Consider the following 19,675-nt stretch of genomic DNA (forward strand, 5'->3'; position numbering starts at 1 on the left):
CTATTCTTATCACTAGAATCACTGCTCGGACAAACAGTCCAGTGCGGCTCGCCGAATCAGGCCCGCCGCGGTCGCCACCCCCACCGGGGATGTGCCGACCCCCGAGCTACACACTGTCCAGAAGACGGCGTGAGGTGAGCCGACGCCACAAGTGTCGAGCCAGGACGAAGTTCTCTAAGGGGAGGCCGACGGGTCTCCCCTTTTTCTTGCGTGGAATTTGCTGCCGTGAATTAAAGAGCAGGCCTCAATAAATAAGTTGCGTGACTGATAACCTGTCGCAGAACCGGCCACTGCTTTCCCAGTCTTATGTACAGGCCCTTACCCGCAATGAGGAACAGCATGAAATCGCGCATCTGGCGTTTGGCCGGTGTTGGTTTGTTGTGTGTCAGTGTCTCTGCGCAAACGATGGCTGATGAGCAGCAAAATCGTGGCCATGATGGCGGGCAACACGGCCAGGGTGGGCATCAGGGCGATAACCAGGGCCATGGCGGCAACCAGCCACATCCGCAAAACGGCCAGCAGCAGAATCAGCCCCGTGCGCAGAACAACGACAATCGCCAGTACGAGCACAGCGGCCAGGATCAACGTCAGGACAATGACCAGAGGCAGAGCCGCCCAGCACCGGACTACAACAGCCGGGTGCGCTCGCCGCCGCCTCCGCCGCAGATGCCGGCCACTGACATGCCGATCCAGCCACGCCCCGACACCGTGGGCCAGACCCGGGAGCCGCCGCACGGTTACGACCAGAATCAACCGCGTCGCAACGATTACAACAAGCACTGGAATGGCTACATAGGCGCGCCGTCCAATGACACGCATTGGGAGGGGCGTCCGAGTGGGCGCGGCAACGGCTGGGGGCCTGGTCCCAAGTATCGTCCCGGCCATGTGATCGACCGCTTCCCCGAGCGCGACTACCGCGTGCCTTACCGTGGCATGGATTATTACTATTCCGGTGGCTACTGGTATCGCCCGCTGGGCCCGCGTTACGTGGTGGTGGAGCCACCGCGGGGGATTCGTGTCAGGTACCTGCCTGATTACGCCGAGCAGGTGTGGATCGGTGGGGCGCTGCTGTTCCTGGCGGCAGGTTCCTATTACGCCTATCAGCAAAGCACTCAGGACTACGTCGTGGTCGAACCGCCGGTTGGCCAATCGCAACCTCCAGCCGGCAACAGTGGTTATGACGTGGAGGCGTATCCAGCCAACGGTCAGTCGCCGGAACAGGTCAGTCGGGATGGTTACGAGTGTTATCAATACGCGGTGCAGCAGAGTGGATTCGATCCACGAACCGCCACCTACCAGCCAGACCCGTCGGTGGTGCAAGCCTACCGACAGGCCCAGGGTGACTGCCTGAGCAGTCGCGGTTATCAGGTGACTTACTGATCCCGGGCGGCTTTTACCACTTCCTGCGGGTCGGCGTGCACCAGCACTTCGGCCCGCGGGTAGGCGGTGTGAATCGCCGCGGCAGCCTGATCGCTGATGCCGTGGGCCACTGACAGCGTCAGTTCCCCCGGCAGCTCCAGATGCAACTGCACGAACCACTGGTTGCCGGAGATCCGTGTGCGCAGGTCATGGGCCCCCAACACGCCGGGCACGCTGCACGCCAGTTCCAGCATGTGCTGGCTGACCTCCGGCGGCAGTTCTTCATCCATCAACACCGCAAAGCTTTCCCGGGCGATCTGCACTGCGCTCCAGAGAATGTAGGCAGCGATGCCCAGACCGAACCAGGGGTCGACCTGGTGCAGTCCAAACCCGGCGAACACCAGTGCGATCAGAATGCTGCCGTTGAGCAACAGGTCCGAACGGTAGTGCAGCGAGTCGGCCCGCACGGCGTTGGAGCCCGTGGCCTTGATCACCCGATGTTGCAGCGACAGCAAGGCCAAGGTCAGGACGAGGGAGAAGACAATCACGCCGATACTGATCCACGGCGCGCCGACCGGTTCGGGATGTTTGAGTCGATCATAGGCCTGCAACGCGATCAGTACCGCACTGCCGCCAATGAACAGCGCCTGGGCCATGCCCGCCAATGACTCGGCCTTGCCGTGTCCGTAGCGATGATCATTGTCGGCGGGGCGCAGGGCGTAATGCACCGCCAGCAGGTTGAGCAATGACGTGACACCGTCGAGTGTCGAGTCGGTGAGCCCGGCGAGCATGCTCACTGAGCCGCTCAGCCACCAGGCGATGGCTTTGGCGACGATCAGGATGCACGCCACCGCCACCGAGGCACGGGTCGCCAGCCGCAGCAGGCGGGCGTGTTCGGAGCTGGAGGTCATAGGGGCCATCGTTCCTTGAGAGTCCTTTCGTGCGTAGGGATTACGCGGCGGGTTGCAGGCCGAACATCGCCAGTTGTTGAGAGCTGCCTTTACTCTGGATCAGGCGTGGATCGTCCAGCGGGAAGCTGCGGCCCAGTTCGCTTTCCAGAATAGTCTGCAACTTGCGGTTATCGACCTTGCCGTCGGGACCGATAGCGTCCTTGAGCTTTTGCGGGTCGACCTGGGCGGTCTTGCCTGGCTCGAAGTAAATCGCGCCGGTGGCGAAGTCCACGGCAAACGCAATCAGGCCGGGGATGATGTAGAACAACAGGCCCACGGCGTCGAGCGCGGCGATGGCCGGGTCGATCTTGCCTTCGATCTGGCCACGTCGATCAGGGTAGAAGATCGACCCGCAGGCGGTCACTTGAGTCAGCAAGGTTGCGACCAGAACACCGCCAATCAGGCGAAAGGGAGCACGCATATGAAATCTCCTGAGTAGAACGCCAAGAACGTTACTGGTTAGAGCCCAGACTACGCCAAACAGTTCGCCGTTATACTCGCCGCTCTGTTTTGGAGCCAGCATGATTTCTTTGCCGATCGATGAAGTTTTACCCGCCCTGCGTGAAGCCCTCGCTACACGCCACGAAGCCGTGCTCGAAGCGCCGCCCGGCGCCGGTAAAACCACCCGCGTGCCTTTGGCCTTGCTCAACGAGTCGTGGCTGGCCGGTCAGACCATCCTGATGCTCGAACCCCGCCGGTTGGCCGCGCGCGCAGCGGCTGAACGGCTGGCCAGTGAGCTGGGGGAGAAGGTCGGCGAAACCGTGGGTTATCGCATTCGGCTCGACAGCAAGGTCGGCCCCAACACCCGTATCGAAGTGGTCACCGAAGGCATCCTCACCCGGCGTTTGCAGGATGACCCGGCGCTCGAAGGCGTGGGTCTGCTGATCTTCGATGAATTTCACGAACGCAGTCTCGACGCTGATCTGGCGCTGGCCCTGAGCCTCAATGGCCGCGAACTGTTCCGTGACGATCAGCCGCTGAAAATCCTCTTGATGTCTGCCACGCTCGAAGGCGAACGCTTGGCCGGGTTGCTCGACGACGCGCCGATCCTGCGCAGCGAAGGGCGCATGTACCCGGTGGCGATGCGCTGGGGGCGGCCGTTCCAGGCCGGTGAATTCATCGAGCCGCGTCTGGTGCAGACCATCCTCGAAGCCTTGGACGACGAGACCGGCAGTGTGCTGGTGTTCCTGCCGGGGCAAGCAGAAATCCGCCGCGTGCATCAGCAACTGGCCGATGCCTTGGGCGAAAACACTCAGGTCCTACTGTGCCCGTTGCACGGTGAACTGGACCTCGCGGCGCAACGGGCAGCCATCGATCCGGCACCGGCGGGCAAGCGCAAAGTGGTGCTGGCCACCAACATCGCCGAGACCAGTTTGACCATCAATGGCGTGAGGGTCGTGATCGATGCCGGGCTGGCGCGGGTGCCGCGTTTCGACCCCGGCAGCGGCATGACCCGTCTCGATACCCAGCGCATTTCCAAGGCCAGTGCCACCCAGCGCGCTGGCCGGGCCGGGCGACTGGAACCGGGCGTGTGTTATCGCTTGTGGTCCCAGGACCAGCACGAGCAACTGGCGGCCTATGGCAGTGCGGAAATACTCTCGGCGGACCTCGCCGGGCTGGCCTTGCAGCTTGGTCGTTGGGGCGTGACGCCCGGGCAACTGGTGTGGCTCGACGTGCCGCCGGCCGCCGCTTATGCACAGGCTCAGGATTTGCTCGAACGCCTGGGGGCGCTGGAAGGGGAAGTGCTGACCCGCCATGGTCAGGCCATGGCCGAACTGCCGGCGCATCCGCGCATCGCGCATTTACTGTTGCGTGGCCAGGCGCTGGGGCTGGCGGACATGGCCTGCGACGTCGCGGCACTGCTCGGCGAGCGCGATATCTTGCGCGGTGCCGGGGCGGACCTGCACAGCCGACTGGCGCTGCTGTCCGGCGAAGAGCGTGCTGCACGCGGCGCGCAGGGCGGGGTGCAGCGCGCACGGCAACTGGCGCGGCAATATCGTGGTTACCTGCGTGGCAAAGCCTCGGAGCCGGTCAGCGATCCCGACCATCCACGCTGGCTCGGCGCCTTGCTGGCGCTGGCCTATCCCGACCGGGTCGCCCAACAACGGCGTGCCGGTGGCGCGGAATACCGTTTGGCCAACGGTCGTGCGGCACTATTCGCCGAAGCCGACAGCCTGATGAAGCAAGCGTGGCTGGTGATCGCCGATCTGGGCAGTCGCCAGGGCCAGCGTGAGGAGCGGATTTACCTGGCGACGGACTTCGATCCGGCGCTCTTCGATTCAGTGCTGGCCGAGCAGGTGCGCTGCGTCGATCAACTGGATTGGGATGAGCGCGAGGGCGTGCTGCGGGCCGAGCGTCAGCGCAAGGTTGGCGAACTGATCCTCAGCCGCGAGCCACTGACCGGCCTCGACGAAACCGCCCGTAGCCAGGCGCTGGTTAACCTGGTGCGGCGCAAAGGCCTGGAGCTGTTGCCGTGGACCCCGGAACTGCGTCAGTGGCAGGCGCGGGTCGCCTTGTTGCGGCAACTGGACCTCGCCGCCAAGGGCGAGAGCGAGTGGCCGGATGTCAGCGACGCGGCATTGCTCAAGAATCTGGAACACTGGCTGATGCCGTATCTGGGCAAGGTTTCTCGGCTCAGTCACTTCGCCAACCTGGACTTGTCGAGCATCGTCCACAACCTGCTGCCGTGGCCGCTGCCGCAACGGCTGGACGAGCTGGCGCCGCATCATTTGAGCGTGCCCTCGGGGTCGTCGATTCGTCTGGACTACAGCGAACAGCCGCCGATTCTGGCGGTGCGATTGCAGGAGTTATTCGGTCTGGCCGAAACCCCGCGCATCGCCGGCGGCCGGCAGGTGGTCAAGCTGCACCTGTTGTCCCCGGCAAGGCGACCGGTGCAGGTGACTCAGGACCTGGCCAACTTCTGGCGCAGCACCTATGCCGAGGTGAAGAAGGATTTGAAGGGGCGGTACCCGAAGCACTACTGGCCGGATGATCCGCTGGTGGCGGAGGCGACTGCGCGGATAAAACCGCGCAAGTAATCGCAGCGCGATAACGTATGAGCTGCCGCAGGCTGCGATCTTTTGCTCTTCTACTCAGGCGGATCGACCCGGTCCAGCACCCGGTTTACCGCCAACTCGCCCAGCATGATGACTTGCGCGATACCCAACAGCGTATTGCGACTCGATCCCTCTGTCCGGTCCGCCAGATCCATCGTCATGACATTGGCCGAGGCCAGTGATTCGCAGGCGTGAGCCAGCAGGGTTTCACTATCGAGTTCCGGATTGACGATGAACATCGTGCAGAGTTTGCGCGGAGTGGCCTGGATGTCGGCGGCAGAGGGGATGCGTTCGGACCGCTCGTGGGTATTGTTTGAGTCGAGTGCTTCTGAAAGTTTTGCCGGATCTGCGTCCGGGGGATTCGGTGTTGGTTTGTTCATAAGTGCTTCCCTTTAGTAGTTGGGCCGCACCATCTCGCTACTACACGAAAGGGTGGCAGCTGTGCGCAAGTTAGTAGACCGGCAAGGGTAAGCAAAAACCGGCGCGCCCGAGGACGCCATGCGCACAGCTACCATCAAGTGCAGGCGAATACCTGACTGATAATGCTCATGCGACCGCTATAACCTTGGCCGGGCTACTAAACCCGATCACTGACCATCAGTGACGCGAATCAAGTTACCGAGCGACCCCAGGGCGCACAAGCCGGCGGATTCTGGCGTAACCGTAGGCAACGACGCAAGGTGATGTAGCTTTCTTGAAATGACCTTGAAGGCGTTTAAAAAAGTAGTTGCTCGCGCGCAAAACCGCTGCGAACAAAAGCCGAAAGCCCCTCGCCACATCCAGTCGACAAGTCCATACAAAACCTGACAGACCAGGCGCGCCGCCATCCCGGACCCATCCTACGTGCTTTCGGGACATTTCCTATTTCAACGTTTACCAGCTTCCAGAAAGCTGTCGGACCGTCATCGCTCTGAATTGATCGAGCATAAAATCCGATGTTCTGGGACGTACGCATTTCTCTGGTTGACCCCTTTTGGAAAACAAGGAGCGACATACAACATGGCCAGCGTTCTTTCTCGACTTTTTGGACTCCACAAGTACGACGCTACTTCGCGGTCTGATGCACCGCAGATCCCAAACTCGCCGGTGCCTGATATACGTCCTCTCCTCACATCGACGGCGGCAGAGCCCACCACCCATACACTGCGACCCTTGGAAAACTGGAGCCATCCGTTCCAGGACACGCGCGATTCCCTGAGGCAACTGACCCACCTGGCCAACGCGGTGGCCGGCTACTACCCACTCGGACGCGGCGGCCTGTGGCACGGCGGCGTGCACTTCGACAGCGGCACCGCCGGTACCCTGGAGCAATCCAGCGTGCATTGCCTGGCCGACGGCGAAGTGGTGGCCTACCGCATCGATACGCAGTCGCCGAAAACCGCTTACTTCGCCAACGATCGAACGGTCGAGAAGCCCTTTTCGCGCAACTTCGTGTTGGTTCGCCATCACCTTCAACCGCCGAAGATCGAAGGCAGCCCGGACACTCCACCAAGCCTGATTTTTTATAGCCTCTACATGCATCTGCAGGATTGGGCGACGTACCAGAAGGATTCCACTCTCGCTCGCCCAAGATTCTGGCCCGAGCGTCCGACCTTTCGCGTCAAGCAGACGGCGAAGGACGTCTTTCCCGACCGGCCTGAACAGCGTGGTCTGAACGTGCGCAATAAGTTGAATGGCCAGGTAATCGATGTTCTGCCGAGAGGCGCCGAAGTGGCTATCAGCGGCACCGGACAATTTCGCGAGTTGGAGAGCAGCCTGGGACCGGCCAAACTGCTCAACCCCGATGGCTCTATCAAGGGCTATCTCTCTACTCAGGTGCTCAAACACCCAGACCGCAAAGAAACCCGCATCAGTTCGTCGAAGCAGACAGTCAACGTCCGGGCCGAACCGGTGATTGCCGATAACGTAATTTTCGATTTACCGGTTGAATCGGAAGTCACGGTCAGTGGCGAAGGCGAGTTTCGCAAGCTTGAACGCATCAACCAGTATGTGCATTTTGACTCGCTGGAAGGTGCCATTGAGCCGGTAGCGACAGATCAGATCGTGGTGCTTGACCAGCCTGTCGCAATCAAGGCCGGTGACCTCATCGGCCATCTCGGCCTGTATCAGGACGGCGGCGCGAATCAGCCGGATAAGAAGCTACACCTGGAAACCTTCAGTGGTGATGACGTCGAGGAATTCATCGAAGCCAGTCGATTGTGGGCCCAACGCCTGCCGGAGAAAGACAGAACCTGGCTGAAGTTCGCCAAGGGCGCACCCGTGGTGGCGCACGAAGGAAATGTCACCGCTGCACAATTGCAGGCGTCGAGTACTTCCAGCCCGGTCAGTGCTGCCGATTTGTTGGTCCCCAGGAAGTTGCTCGATGATCTGCCGGCGGACCGAAAAATCCAGGTGCCCGCGACTCCGACGCGCAAAGCTCGTACCTGGTATCACCTGAAACATTTGCTTCACGACGCCGACAACAACCTTCTTGATGGCTGGGTGTGTGAAGAGCCAGGCGTAACGCCTTGGGTCAGTCCTTGGGCTTGGGAAGGCTATGGCGTCATCATCGACTACAGCAGACCCAAACATTTGCTGGCCTCTTTTCTCAACGCCATTGGCCGTTTCAGCGACGAGGAACGCGAGCGCTATCGTTCCATTGCCGAAAAAGACGACAAGGGCCCGATGAAAAGCCGGTTGTACGAAATCATCGGTCGCAACCCCGACGGCACGCTAATGGTCTCTGAATTGCTGGCGGCCCTTGAGCGACCGGCTCATGCTCAGTCGATTTCGCAGATGGTCCTTTACAAGGAAAGCGAGTGGTTTCAGCAGCCCAAGATATGGGACGCACTGGATGAATTGCTCGGCCATAGCGGCTCGACACCGCATTTGAATTGGCTGGCGGAAAAGCAGCGGATTGCGCAGATGGGGTGGTGGCGGGAAGTTGCGGAGAAAGTGGGGTTGCCTTCTTGGGGGAGTGCATATCACTTTCATCCGATTGGGTTGTTTGGTCACTTCGCGAACACTGTAAACGGAATGCTGAACTGCAAAATATGCGGCACTACGCTCACATTAACGAAAGATTTTTTGAGCGAAATATGCGGCAGCGAAGTGAACCCGCTTTTCATCAGTGCAATGGTCGAAGCATCTAAAAAACTATTCAATAAATACGGGCTAGATAGCTGTGAGCAAATCACGCATCTGCTAGCGCAAGCAAAGAAGGAGACTGGCGGGTTTTTACATTTTCGAGAGTCGTTGAACTACTCTAGGCGAACATACACTGCCGCCAAACTTTATAGGTTATCTCCGACTGTAATTAATGCGGGTTTTTCTAGAAAAGGGCTTTCCTTCGCAAGTGATGAAGAAAAACTGAATTGGATAGATGAACATCTTATAGGTAACGATGCAGCTTACGGCTTGCACTGTTATGGCAATGCTGAACAGCCAGGGAAAGATTTTAGAGGGCGAGGGTTGATCCATCTCACTCATTATGAAACCTATAAGAAATGTGCCAGAGATACAGGGCTGCCGATTGACTCTAACCCAGAGCTCATGGAGAAAGATTTCGCCGTTGCTATAGAAACAGCACTGTGGTTCTGGAAGGTAAGTCGTATAGCAGCGATTGCGGAAGATCCGTCCCTAAATGGGGACGTCGGCGTTACCGCGGTGACTCGCCCCATAAATATCGGATTGGCAGGTTTGCCTGATCGTCAAAAATACAAGCGGGAGATTACTAAAAAATTCAATGCTCATTTTGATAGTAGGTGTAAAAGAAATGATTAAGTTAATTATATTTTTTGGTTGTTTGCTTGGGTCGACGGCAATAGCGAGTAATGAAGAGTGCAGTGCAATTGGCCTTCGGGAAGCTTATAGCTCTATAGATGTACATGGGGTGAAAGCATGTTTCGTCTACACAAAAGCAGAGGTGCAACCCGAGGGGCAGTTGTCCCGTGATCCTGATGAAATATCCCTTTATTCAGTTATTCCATCTGAAAGCCCAAAGTTTATTTATGAGTTTCCATACGCGGGTACGGAAGGAACAATCACCGACGCTTTTTTTCTTCCAGTTGGTGGGGGTGGCGAAGAAATGCTGTTCGTTATCCATCGCATGGAAACGCCAAGAGCCTGGGATCCGGTAAGTGATATTTACGACGTAAGTGTTATTAGGTTGGAGGACGAAACTTTACTTCTTGACCGAAAGCGTACACGTTTTTTTGATCTGGGTGGGGATTCTGTCGATGAACAAGGACGATCAACGTATATATATCCGTACAAAGACAAGAAAAGTGTTGAGGCGGTAGTTGGTTCGCCATTGTTTAACACCATCATTGCTGACAAAGAAATAACAGGTACCATTATAGAGAAAACATTTCTTTTTGATGGCGGTTCTGAGCCGGAGCAGCAGAGTCAAACTAAGATGTACTTAATCGATGGCGACAGAGTCGTGGTGACGGATTCGACTGCCGGATGGTGCAAGATTTCCTACCAAGCAAAGATAAAGACAATTACTAAATGGGCACAGTGTAAGTCGATAAACTTTTCGGCGACCTAGGTGAATCCATGCCAATTAGACTGGATAAAATGCCTCCTCCTGCCGTACGTCCTCAACCACCTCAATTTTTGATTTGGATGGGCCTGTTGTTGCTGTGTTGTTTGCTGGGCGTCGGAGGAACACTGTTGTTCGGCGACGAAACCTTATCCCAGCGGCCTTCGGATTTCTGGAGCCTGGCCTTGGGCATTCCAATCCTGGGTTGGTGCGTGCTGGGATTCGGGCGAGTGCTGTTGTACGCCGGTGAACAGGGGGCCGCCGATGGCTGGGATAACGCTCGCGAAGAAGACTTGAGTCGGAAGATGCGTCAGGGGCGCCGCTCGCAACAGGTGCTGGGCGTGAGCGTGCAGACTGCTCTTGAAGAGCCTGCGGATGATCCGGAAATACAACTGGATGCTCTGCTGAGTGGGACGACGGCGCTGAGATCACAAGCGTCCAGGGTGGATGGAGCAACATTGCGCCATAGTTGTTTATCCTGCGATGCAGATGAAAATCCGGAAGAAATATTGCTGAGTATATGGGCGCAGACGCTCGCCGACCTGGCACCCACTTTGGCGCAGTTGCCCGCCGATCAACCATTGGCCCTGTTGCTGGACGTCGATACCGCTTTGCCGGAGCACCAATGGCGCCGAGTGTGGCGACAGGCATGGCGCGAATCCGGCATTCGCCAGCCTGCAACCCCCGTCGAGGGTCGCGGGTTGGCCGCACTGGACCACTGGCTGGACCAGCGTATCGGTGATCGGGCGTTACTATTGGTGTTGGCCGTGCAGTTTGCGCCGCAGCAGCCGGATGGCACGGCGGAAGTTGCGGTCGGGTTGTTGTTTGGCAACCGTCTGACGCAGGCCACGTTATCGCCGATTGCTTTTCTGCACCGCCCGGAGCAGGCGCGCGAGCCCACCTCCGATGACCTGCTTTACGCTACGCGCCAGGCGATTGGGTGGGTGCCGCTTGAATCGAGATCAGTCGAGCAGGTTTGGCGAGCGGGTGTTGATGCGCGAGGGGCGGGCGCCATTGCAGGCGTGATGTCTGAAATACCCATGTCAGTGAATAGGCCGGGATTGTGCAACCTCGATGCAATGCTGGGTCATCCAGGCTGCGCTTCGCCTTGGTTGGCTGTCGCTGCCGGGACGCAGGCGATTCGGTGCGGTGCCGGGTCGCAGTTCATTTACAGTGGCGGCGCGGCTGCGGCGGGTCTATGGGGTACGGTGTTGATTCCGGTGTCACCACTTTTGAAGCAGGCGTCTTGAACGTCGTTCTGCCAGTCAGTTCTTTTGCCTGCCAGATGAACATCTCACCGGAAAGCGTGCGCATGTACCGCAAAAACCGGTACCTGAAACTGGAAGTGGGATCGCAGTCGGAGTTGTTTGCGCTGTTTATCGGGTGGTTGTGCTGGCATTAAAAAGTCAAAAGATCGCAGCCTGCGGCAGCTCCTACACGGACGGCGTTGAGCTTTCGGATTTGGCGGTCAGTTGTTCGCGGCAGTAGTCGGCGAACAACTGCGCCGGCTTGGTCAGTTGCCCACGCTTGAGCCATGCCGCCACCAGCCCGGAACCGGTGACGTCCTCGGCGATGTCCACGCACACCACTTTCTGCCCGTCGTAGGTGCACTCCGAATGCGGCTTGGTCACCAGGATCGAGAACCCGAATCCCTGGCCAACCATGCCCCGCACCATCTCGATCGATGGCGAGCTGAAGGCGATGCGCGGGGTCAGGTCCAGCTCTTCGAACAGGCTGACGAAGTAGGTCCGGCTCGGCTGCACGTCCAAAAGAATCATCGGTTCCAGGCACAGGTCCCGCAATGACACCTGCGCCTGATGGGCAAAGCGGTGATCCGCCGGCAACAACGCATAAGGTCGTTGCGCCGGCATCAGCGGTTCGGTCGCGATGGTGCCGTCCAGGTCGTGTTCGTAGAGGATCGCCAGATCGAAGGCCCCGGAGGTCAGGCCCTGCACCAGCTCTTGTTGCTCACCATCGCGAATGCGGATTTCTACCCCCGGGTACAACGCCGAAAATCCTGCGATCAATTGCGGCAGGTACAGCGGCGCGACGGTTTCGAAACAGCCGATATCAATCTGCCCGGAGACCACGTCGTTGTCGGCCAGGGCGTTCTGCTCGAACTCCTTGGCCATGCGCAGCAGTTCCTGTGCCTTGCGGTAGAAGCGTGCACCGCTGGGGGTCAATGACACGCCCTGTGCATGATGGCGGATCAGCAGTTGCACGCCGAAACTGTCTTCCAGCCCTTTGATGGCCGTGGAGATCGAAGGCTGGGCGATGTACAGCTTGCGCGAGGCCTCGGCAACGCTGCCGCACTCGACTGTTGTGATGAAGTATTTCAGTTGACGCAGATTGTAGGCAGCCACAGCAAACCTCGGGGGAGAACGGATCAGGCATCCTGGCAATTTGCGCGCCACCCCTATCCGCTCGGGTGGCGATTTGTTGTGTTTGAACAATAACCACATGCTGCGCCAGAAGGGAGATTGGCTACGTAGTTTTTTCTTGGCCTGCGAACACATTTTTACTGGTTTTCCACCGCTCGGGCCTGAGCGACTATCCAATACACAAGAATGTCCTCTGGAGCATCTGAACGTGTTCGAGCTTGAGTATTGGCAACGCAAGGCCGCTTCCCTGCGGTTTCCCGACCAGGCCGTGATCGGCGGCCAGCGCCGCGCGGCGCAGTCGGGGCAGACCTTCGCCGCGATCAACCCCGCCACCGGGCAATGCCTGGCCAACGTTGCCGCCTGTGGTGAAGAAGATGTGAACGCGGCGGTGCACAATGCGCGGCAGGTCTTCGAGGCTGGCACCTGGGCTGCGCGCTCGCCGACCGAACGCAAGCAAGTGCTGTTGCGCCTGGCCGACTTGATCCTGGAAAACCGTGAAGAATTGGCGCTGCTCGATTCGCTGAACATGGGCAAGCCCGTCACCGATGCCTACAACATCGACGTGCCGGGTGCCGCAGGCGTGTTCCGCTGGTACGCCGAAAGCCTCGACAAACTCTACGACCAGATCGCCCCCAGCGCGCAGAACGTGCTGGCAACCATTACTCGCGAAGCCCTCGGCGTGGTGGCTGCCGTGGTGCCGTGGAATTTCCCTCTGGACATGGCGGCGTGGAAACTCGCCCCGGCCCTGGCCGCCGGTAACTCGGTAATCCTCAAACCGGCCGAGCAGTCGCCGTTTTCCGCCCTGCGCCTGGCTGAGCTGGCGCTGGAGGCGGGGATTCCGGCAGGCGTCCTCAACGTACTGCCGGGCCTCGGCGAGCAGACCGGCAAAGCCCTCGGCCTGCACCCGGACGTCGATTGCCTGGTGTTCACCGGCTCCACCGAAGTCGGCAAATATTTCATGCAGTACTCGGCCCAGTCGAACCTCAAGCAGGTGTGGCTGGAGTGCGGCGGAAAGAGTGCCAACCTGGTGTTCGCCGATTGTCAGGACCTGGATCTGGCCGCGGAAAAAGCCGCGTTCGGCATCTTCTTCAATCAGGGCGAAGTCTGCTCGGCCAACTCGCGGTTGCTGGTGCAGCGCTCGATCCATGACGAGTTCGTCGAGCGCCTCAAGGCCCAGGCCGAACGCTGGTTGCCGGGCGATCCTCTGGACCCGTCGAGCGCCGCCGGGGCCATCGTCGACAGCCGGCAGACCGCGCGGATCATGAAGTTCATCCAGCAGGCCGAACAGCAAGGCGCGACTAAGGTTTGTGGCGGTCGGCAGTCGATCTTCAACGGCTCGGACAACTTCATCCAGCCGACGATTTTCACCGGTGTGACCCCGGACATGCCGCTGTTTCGCGATGAAGTGTTCGGCCCGGTGCTGGCGATTACGCCATTCGACGACGAGGCCCACGCCTTGCAACTGGCCAACGACAGCGTCTACGGTCTGGCGGCTTCGCTGTGGACCGACGACCTCAACCGCGCCCACCGTGTGGCGCGACAATTGCGGGCCGGTACGGTGTCGGTCAACAGCGTCGATGCGCTGGACGTGACCGTGCCTTTTGGCGGCGGCAAGCAGTCGGGTTTCGGCCGCGACCTGTCCCTGCATTCATTCGATAAATACACCCAGTTGAAGACCACCTGGTTTCAATTGCGCTGATAACAAAACGGAGAACTGGCGATGACCACACCACGTGACACCCGCGACTACCAGGCCGCCGACGCTGCGCACCACATCCATGCATTCGTCGATCAAAAAGCCCTCAACGACGAGGGGCCACGGGTGATGGTCCGTGGCGAACGCCTGCACCTGTGGGACAACGATGGCCGGCGTTACCTCGACGGCATGTCCGGGCTGTGGTGCACCAACCTCGGTTACGGGCGCAAGGACCTGGCCTTTGCTGCGAGCCAGCAACTGGAGCAACTGCCGTACTACAACATGTTTTTCCACACCACCCACCCGCAGGTGATCGAGCTGTCCGAGCTGCTGTTCAGCCTGCTGCCGGCTCACTACAGCCACGCGATCTACACCAACTCCGGCTCCGAGGCCAACGAGGTGTTGATCCGCACGGTGCGTCGTTACTGGCAGGTGCTCGGCAAGCCCGAGAAGAAAATCATGATCGGTCGCTGGAACGGTTACCACGGTTCGACCCTGGCCGCGACGGCGCTGGGCGGCATGAAATTCATGCACGAAATGGGCGGCATGATTCCGGACATCGAGCACATCGACGAGCCGTACTTCTTCGCCCACGAAGGCAACCTGACACCGGCGGAATTCGGTCTGCGCGCGGCCCAGCAACTGGAAGCGAAGATCCTCGAACTGGGTGCGGACAAGGTCGCGGGCTTTATCGCCGAACCGTTCCAGGGCGCCGGCGGCATGATCTTCCCGCCAGAAAGCTACTGGCCGGAAATCCAGCGCATCTGCCGCAAGTACGACGTGCTGCTGTGCGCCGATGAAGTGATCGGCGGCTTCGGTCGCACCGGCGAATGGTTCGCCCACGAGTACTTCGGTTTCGAGCCGGACACCCTGTCCATCGCCAAGGGCCTGACCTCGGGCTACATCCCCATGGGCGGTTTGATCCTGTCGAAGAAAATGGCTTCGGTGCTGGTGGAGCAGGGCGGCGTGTTCGCCCACGGCCTGACCTATTCCGGGCACCCGGTGGCGGCGGCGGTGGCGATTGCCAACCTCAAGGCATTGCGTGACGAAGGCGTGGTGACGCGGGTCAAGGACGACATCGGCCCGTACCTGCAACAGTGCCTGCGCGAAGTGTTCGGCAAGCACCCGTTGGTGGGTGACATCCAGGGCACCGGCATGGTCGCGGCGTTGCAACTGGCCGAAGACAAATCCACTCGCAAGCGCTTTGCCAACGAGAACGACATCGCCTGGCGCTGCCGCACGATCGGTTTCGAGGAGGGGGTGATCATTCGCTCTACCCTTGGCCGGATGATCATGGCGCCGGCGTTGATTGCCAGTCGTGAAGAGATTGATGAGCTGATCGCCAAGACCCTGAAAGCGGTGGATCGTACGGCGCAGGAATACGGCCGGCTCTGATCTTGCTGGAAGGTCCTGCGGACCTTATCGCGAGCAGGCTCGCTCCTACATTGGATTTGTGTCGATCATCGGAAACGAGGGCGACATAGACCCCTGTAGGAGCGAGCCTGCTCGCGATTGCGACAGACATAAAAGATCGCAGCCTTCGGCAGCTCCTACAGGGGATCGCATTCCAATGTAGGAGCTGCCGAAGGCTGCGATCTTTTGCTGTTCTCAAGCTTTGCACCCACCTCGGGCATCCCCGCCCACAGCGCCCTTTCGCGGTGCGCGCTAACCAGTTTTTTCATCACTCGCATCCACATATTTCCTCGTTTTCCTAAGCCCTCCCATGGGCCAACATCGATCTCGCCAGCCCGCCGAATGCTGCCCGCCGAAGGGTCCCACAGAGACCACAGGTCGCAGCCGATTCAGGGCTCGCCGTACTGCCCATGACAAAACTAAATCAACAGCTTTGGGAGTGCTCCATGACCAAGTCCTTGCTCACCCGCTTCACTTATCCGCTGGCGGTCACCGCCATCGCCGCGACGGTTGCCACCAGCGTCCAGGCCGGCACTCTGTCCATCGGTCATACCACCTGGGTCGGCTACGGCACCCTGTACCTGGCCCAGGACCTTGGCTACTTCAAGGAAAACGGTTTGACCGTCGAATTGCCGGTGGTCGAGGAAGCGGCGATGTACATGGCTGCACAAGCGTCCGGCGAGTTGTCGGGCTCGGCGTCGACCATCGACGAGGTGCTCAAGTACCGTCCGCAATTCTGCTTCAAGGCCGTGGCCGCGCTGGACGACAGCCATGGTGGCGACGGCGTGCTGGTAGGCAAGGACATCAAGAGCCTGCAGGAACTCAAGGGCAAGGCCGTTGCGGTCAACGAAGGTTCGACCTCGCAGTTCTGGCTGTCCTATCTGCTGAAAAAACACGGCATGAGCATGAGCGACATCACCGTGCAGAACATGACGGCCGACGACGCCGCCACCGCGTTCATCGCCGGTCGCGTACCCGCCGCCGTGACCTGGGAGCCGCACCTGTCGATGGTTCGCGACAAAAAGCAGGGCAAGGTGCTGATCGACAGCAGCAGCACACCGGGGGTGATCGTCGATGTGGTCGCACTGAATTGCAGCGTGATCGAAAAACAGCCGGAAGACGTCAAGGCCCTGGTGGCCGGTTTGTACAAAGCCGTGCAGTACACCAAGGATCATCCGCAGGAAGCCTACAAAATCATGGCCAAGGGTGTCGGCGGTTACCTGGCCGATCCGAAGGAGCTGGAAGCCGCAGCGCAAGGCGTGCGTTTCTACGATCAGGCCATGAGCGAAAAACTGCTGGGCTCGCCGGGCAAGCCGGGTGACAGCGCACCGCTGATCAAACTGGCCAACGAGACCGCCAGCGAGCTGCAGGGCAAGCCCTACAACGTCAGCAATGACGACCTGATCGACAACCGTTTCGTCACCCCGCTCTAGGAGGCTGCATGTTCAAGCGCAATTCATGGCTGAGCCGTTGCATTACGCCCAAGACCGGTTTGCCGGTCTCGGTGATCTGGAGCGCGAACGGCCTGGCCTGGGTGCTGCTGGTCGGTCTGTGGGCCGGCTTGTCCTACGGTGGCGTGGTGCCAGGCATGTTCCTGCCGACGCCGGGCGCGGTGGTCGAGGCCGCCGTGCGGTTAGGCCGCGACGGCACCCTTGGCCAACATGTGTGGGCCAGCGTTGAAGTGGTGATGGTCGGTTTCATCGTGTCGTCCCTGGTGGCGGTGCCGCTGGGACTGTTGATGGGCAGCTTCCGCATCGTCCAGGCCTTTCTTGAGCCACTGGTGAACTTCATTCGCTATCTGCCGGTGACCTCCTTCGTGCCGCTGTTCATCCTGTGGATCGGCATCGGTCTGGAGCAGCGGGTGTCGGTGATCATCTTCGGCGTGTTCTTCCAGCAACTGGTGATGATCGCGGACGTGTCCAAAGGCATCTCCAAGGACCTGATCAACGCCTCCTACACCCTCGGTTCCAATCGCCGCGATGCAGTGCTGCATGTGATCGCTCCGGCTTCCCTGCCAGGTGTGCTCGACACCTTGCGCGTGACCATGGGCTGGGCCTGGACTTACCTGGTAGTGGCTGAACTGGTCGCCGCTTCCAGTGGCCTGGGTTACCTGAGCCTCAAGGCCATGCGTGGCTTCCAGGTGGATGTGATTTTCCTCGCCATCGCGATCATCGGCCTGCTGGGCCTGGTCACCGATCAACTGTTCCGTTTCCTACGCCTGAGGATCACCGCATGGGCTCAGTAACCGCCGCCACTCATCGTTTTACCGCGCCTCATGCTGCCCCAGTGAACGCGCCTCGGCTGAAGGTGGACAAGGTCAGCCTGAGTTACAAGAAACCCGATGGCGGTACCTTTACCGCCTTGGAGGAAGTGTCGTTCGAGGTGCCGGACCAGCAATTTGCGGTACTGGTCGGACCTTCGGGTTGCGGCAAGTCGAGCCTGCTGTACCTCACCGCCGGCCTGGCCGAACCGACCTCGGGCGAGATCTACGTCGGCGGCCAACAGGTGGAAGGCCCCGGTGCGGACCGTGGCATGGTGTTCCAGAGCTACACGCTGTTCCCGTGGCTGACGGTGCGGCAGAACGTCGAGTTCGGCCTCAAGCGCCGCGGCATGCCGGCGGCGCAACGCAAGGACATCGTCGACTACTACGTCAATGAAGTGGGCTTGAGCGGCTTTGCCGACAACTACGCCAAGCAGTTGTCCGGCGGCATGATGCAGCGCGTCGCCATTGCCCGCGCGCTGGCCAATGATCCGCAGATCCTGCTGATGGACGAACCCTTCGGCGCCCTCGACAGCCAGACGCGCCTGCAAATGCAGCAGTTGTTGCTGCGGGTGTGGGGCAACAGCAAAAAGACCGTGTTGTTCGTGACCCACGACATCGACGAGGCGATTCTGCTGGGTGACCGGGTGTATGTGATGGGCGCCAGGCCAGGGCGGATCAAGCAGATTCTGGATGTGCCGATCGAACGTCCACGCAACCTCGATATGGTCATGGAGCGCTCGTTCATCGAGATGAAGCGCGAGATCTTCGGGCTGCTGCATGATGATCTGGAGGAGGTGCATTAAGTCGCAAATGCACACCCCCTGTAGGAGCTGCCGCAGGCTGCGATCCTTTGATTTTGATTGCTGGTATGGCTGAAGATCAAAAGATCGCAGCCTGCGGCAGCTCCTACAGGTTATGCGTTAAGGTGCAGCCGGCAATAGGAAGCGGGCAATCACCGGCAGATGATCGGAGATACGCAATGTATCGTCCTGCCGCACCATGGCCTCGACCCTTTTGATCCGCGGACTGTAGAACAGGTAATCAACGGTCCGGTCCGGTCCGTTCAGCCCGGGATCGTTCGGGTAATGGGTCAGCCAGCGTTCGCGGTCGATACCACTGGCTTCGTTGTTGGTCGGGATCATCGGATACTTGTCCCACAGGATGTGCAACGGGCTGTCGGCGGAGTAGGGCGCGCGTTGTGCGTCGGACAGGCGTCGATACTGGCCCAGCGGCAACAGGTTGAAATCCCCACCGATCAGCCACGGCGTGCCACGGCTTTCGAGTTTATCGAGGGCCCTGGCCACGGCGTTCACCTGGTTTTGCAAGGTGTTGTCGGCTCGATTGGCGCGGTCCAAATGGGTATTGAGCACCGCTATTTGCCCGCCATCACTCAAGGGCAAGTAGCTCACCAGCAAGGCGTCTTTGGGTTTGAATTGGCGGCTGAGCGGATTGCCCGAGGCGACGGGTAGTTGCAGGCGTTCGGCATGTTCGATCCGGTAACGGCTCAGGGTCGCCAGTTGCCGGCCGACACTGCCGAAGATGTGCGGGTTCGGTACGAAGTCGGCCTTCCAATCGAACGCGCTGGCGCCACAGGGATACAAGTCGGCAAGCCGTTCCTGCAGCAGTTTGAACTGCTGCTGGTAATCGCTGGCCTTGGCGCCGTCGTCCAGTTCCTGCAACAGCACGATGTCCGGTTGTTCGTCGCGAATCACCCGCGCCACTTCGTCGAGGCTGAAGGCCATGTCTTCCGCTGTGGGACGTTCGTCGGCACCGGCGGCCAGGTCATTCCAGAATACGTAGCGCTTGCCGGCCAGGTACTGGACGTTCCAGGTCATCACCTTCAACGCCTGCCCGGGGACCAGGGAAGGGGCCTGGGCACTGCAACTGACTGGCAACACTTCTTTGGCGTCGGGGCGCCAGGTCAGGCTGTATATCATCGCGGTGATCAGGCCGGTCACGATCAGCAGGCCCAGCAGGGTGTAGCGCAGTAGACGGGTCATGGCTCGGCTTATTAGCGTTACAGGATTGCTCC

At 59.8% G+C, this 19,675-nt stretch carries 15 protein-coding genes and 1 pseudogene; 11 read left to right on the forward strand and 5 right to left on the reverse strand.

What is annotated here, in order from left to right; translation table 11 throughout:
• Nucleotides 1-339 precede the first annotated feature (339 nt).
• A complete protein-coding gene (locus ACM6G4_RS25125; protein ID WP_414914832.1) occupies nucleotides 340-1,380 on the forward strand; it encodes a DUF6515 family protein in 1,041 nt (346 codons plus the stop codon).
• Here ACM6G4_RS25125 and ACM6G4_RS25130 read toward each other — a convergent pair.
• Nucleotides 1,374-2,270 (reverse strand): cation diffusion facilitator family transporter, encoded by an 897-nt coding sequence (locus tag ACM6G4_RS25130; protein WP_056728817.1) that lies wholly within the window; start codon nucleotides 2,268-2,270, stop codon nucleotides 1,374-1,376. The two genes, ACM6G4_RS25125 and ACM6G4_RS25130, sit on opposite strands and share 7 nt — an antisense overlap.
• A 40-nt stretch (nucleotides 2,271-2,310) precedes the next feature.
• A complete protein-coding gene (locus tag ACM6G4_RS25135; RefSeq protein ID WP_056728815.1) occupies nucleotides 2,311-2,730 on the reverse strand; it encodes a hypothetical protein in 420 nt (139 codons plus the stop codon).
• 100 nt (nucleotides 2,731-2,830) lie between these two features.
• Between ACM6G4_RS25135 and hrpB the strand changes: the two genes are divergently transcribed.
• Nucleotides 2,831-5,347: an ATP-dependent helicase HrpB gene (gene hrpB / locus ACM6G4_RS25140; protein WP_414914833.1), complete on the forward strand. Its 2,517-nt coding sequence runs from the start codon at nucleotides 2,831-2,833 to the stop codon at nucleotides 5,345-5,347.
• Nucleotides 5,348-5,397: 50 nt separating this feature from the next.
• Here hrpB and ACM6G4_RS25145 read toward each other — a convergent pair whose 3' ends face one another.
• Entirely contained in the window at nucleotides 5,398-5,745 is a 348-nt protein-coding gene (locus ACM6G4_RS25145) for a DUF6124 family protein (protein ID WP_223542013.1), read from the reverse strand.
• Between the two features lie 619 nt (nucleotides 5,746-6,364).
• On the opposite strand from ACM6G4_RS25145, the gene ACM6G4_RS25150 reads away from it, so the two are divergent.
• The 4 genes and pseudogenes from ACM6G4_RS25150 to ACM6G4_RS25165 form a co-directional block, all read left to right on the forward strand.
• Nucleotides 6,365-9,127 carry a glycoside hydrolase family 19 protein gene (locus ACM6G4_RS25150; protein WP_414914834.1) on the forward strand — a complete coding sequence of 921 codons (2,763 nt, stop codon included), beginning with the start codon at nucleotides 6,365-6,367 and terminating at the stop codon, nucleotides 9,125-9,127.
• Nucleotides 9,120-9,896 carry a hypothetical protein gene (locus tag ACM6G4_RS25155; RefSeq protein WP_223542011.1) on the forward strand — a complete coding sequence of 259 codons (777 nt, stop codon included), beginning with the start codon at nucleotides 9,120-9,122 and terminating at the stop codon, nucleotides 9,894-9,896. The genes ACM6G4_RS25150 and ACM6G4_RS25155 overlap by 8 nt, the downstream gene beginning before the upstream one ends.
• Nucleotides 9,897-9,904: 8 nt before the next feature.
• Complete coding sequence (locus tag ACM6G4_RS25160) at nucleotides 9,905-11,140, forward strand: hypothetical protein (RefSeq protein ID WP_414914835.1); 1,236 nt, start codon at nucleotides 9,905-9,907, stop codon at nucleotides 11,138-11,140.
• A 20-nt stretch (nucleotides 11,141-11,160) separates the two neighbouring features.
• Nucleotides 11,161-11,292, forward strand: a pseudogene (locus ACM6G4_RS25165) (helix-turn-helix transcriptional regulator); the annotation flags it as partial.
• A gap of 31 nt (nucleotides 11,293-11,323) precedes the next feature.
• On the opposite strand, the gene ACM6G4_RS25170 reads toward ACM6G4_RS25165, so the two are convergent.
• Nucleotides 11,324-12,253, reverse strand: a complete 930-nt coding sequence (locus ACM6G4_RS25170; RefSeq protein ID WP_414914836.1) for a LysR substrate-binding domain-containing protein — start codon at nucleotides 12,251-12,253, stop codon at nucleotides 11,324-11,326.
• Between the two features lie 226 nt (nucleotides 12,254-12,479).
• On the opposite strand from ACM6G4_RS25170, the gene ACM6G4_RS25175 reads away from it, so the two are divergent.
• The 5 genes from ACM6G4_RS25175 to ACM6G4_RS25195 all read left to right on the forward strand — a co-directional run bounded on the left by ACM6G4_RS25175 (nucleotide 12,480) and on the right by ACM6G4_RS25195 (nucleotide 18,446).
• Nucleotides 12,480-13,970 (forward strand): aldehyde dehydrogenase, encoded by a 1,491-nt coding sequence (locus ACM6G4_RS25175; protein WP_414914837.1) that lies wholly within the window; start codon nucleotides 12,480-12,482, stop codon nucleotides 13,968-13,970.
• A gap of 21 nt (nucleotides 13,971-13,991) precedes the next feature.
• On the forward strand, nucleotides 13,992-15,362 hold the full coding sequence (locus tag ACM6G4_RS25180) for an aspartate aminotransferase family protein (protein WP_056728808.1): 1,371 nt from the start codon (nucleotides 13,992-13,994) through the stop codon (nucleotides 15,360-15,362).
• Nucleotides 15,363-15,826: 464 nt separating this feature from the next.
• Nucleotides 15,827-16,813 (forward strand): ABC transporter substrate-binding protein, encoded by a 987-nt coding sequence (locus ACM6G4_RS25185; RefSeq protein WP_056728804.1) that lies wholly within the window; start codon nucleotides 15,827-15,829, stop codon nucleotides 16,811-16,813.
• Nucleotides 16,814-16,821: 8 nt separating this feature from the next.
• The gene (locus tag ACM6G4_RS25190) at nucleotides 16,822-17,625 is read left to right on the forward strand and encodes an ABC transporter permease (protein ID WP_414914838.1); all 804 of its coding nucleotides are present in this window, start codon (nucleotides 16,822-16,824) and stop codon (nucleotides 17,623-17,625) included.
• Nucleotides 17,613-18,446 carry an ABC transporter ATP-binding protein gene (locus ACM6G4_RS25195; RefSeq protein WP_046041715.1) on the forward strand — a complete coding sequence of 278 codons (834 nt, stop codon included), beginning with the start codon at nucleotides 17,613-17,615 and terminating at the stop codon, nucleotides 18,444-18,446. Before ACM6G4_RS25190 ends, ACM6G4_RS25195 begins: the two co-directional genes overlap by 13 nt.
• A gap of 117 nt (nucleotides 18,447-18,563) precedes the next feature.
• Here the strand turns inward: ACM6G4_RS25195 and ACM6G4_RS25200 are convergent, their stop codons facing one another.
• Nucleotides 18,564-19,643 carry an endonuclease/exonuclease/phosphatase family protein gene (locus ACM6G4_RS25200; protein WP_414914839.1) on the reverse strand — a complete coding sequence of 360 codons (1,080 nt, stop codon included), beginning with the start codon at nucleotides 19,641-19,643 and terminating at the stop codon, nucleotides 18,564-18,566.
• Between the last annotated feature and the right edge of the window lie 32 nt (nucleotides 19,644-19,675).

Source organism: Pseudomonas sp. IT-P258 (assembly GCF_949767825.1).
Taxonomy (GTDB): domain Bacteria; phylum Pseudomonadota; class Gammaproteobacteria; order Pseudomonadales; family Pseudomonadaceae; genus Aquipseudomonas; species Aquipseudomonas monachiensis.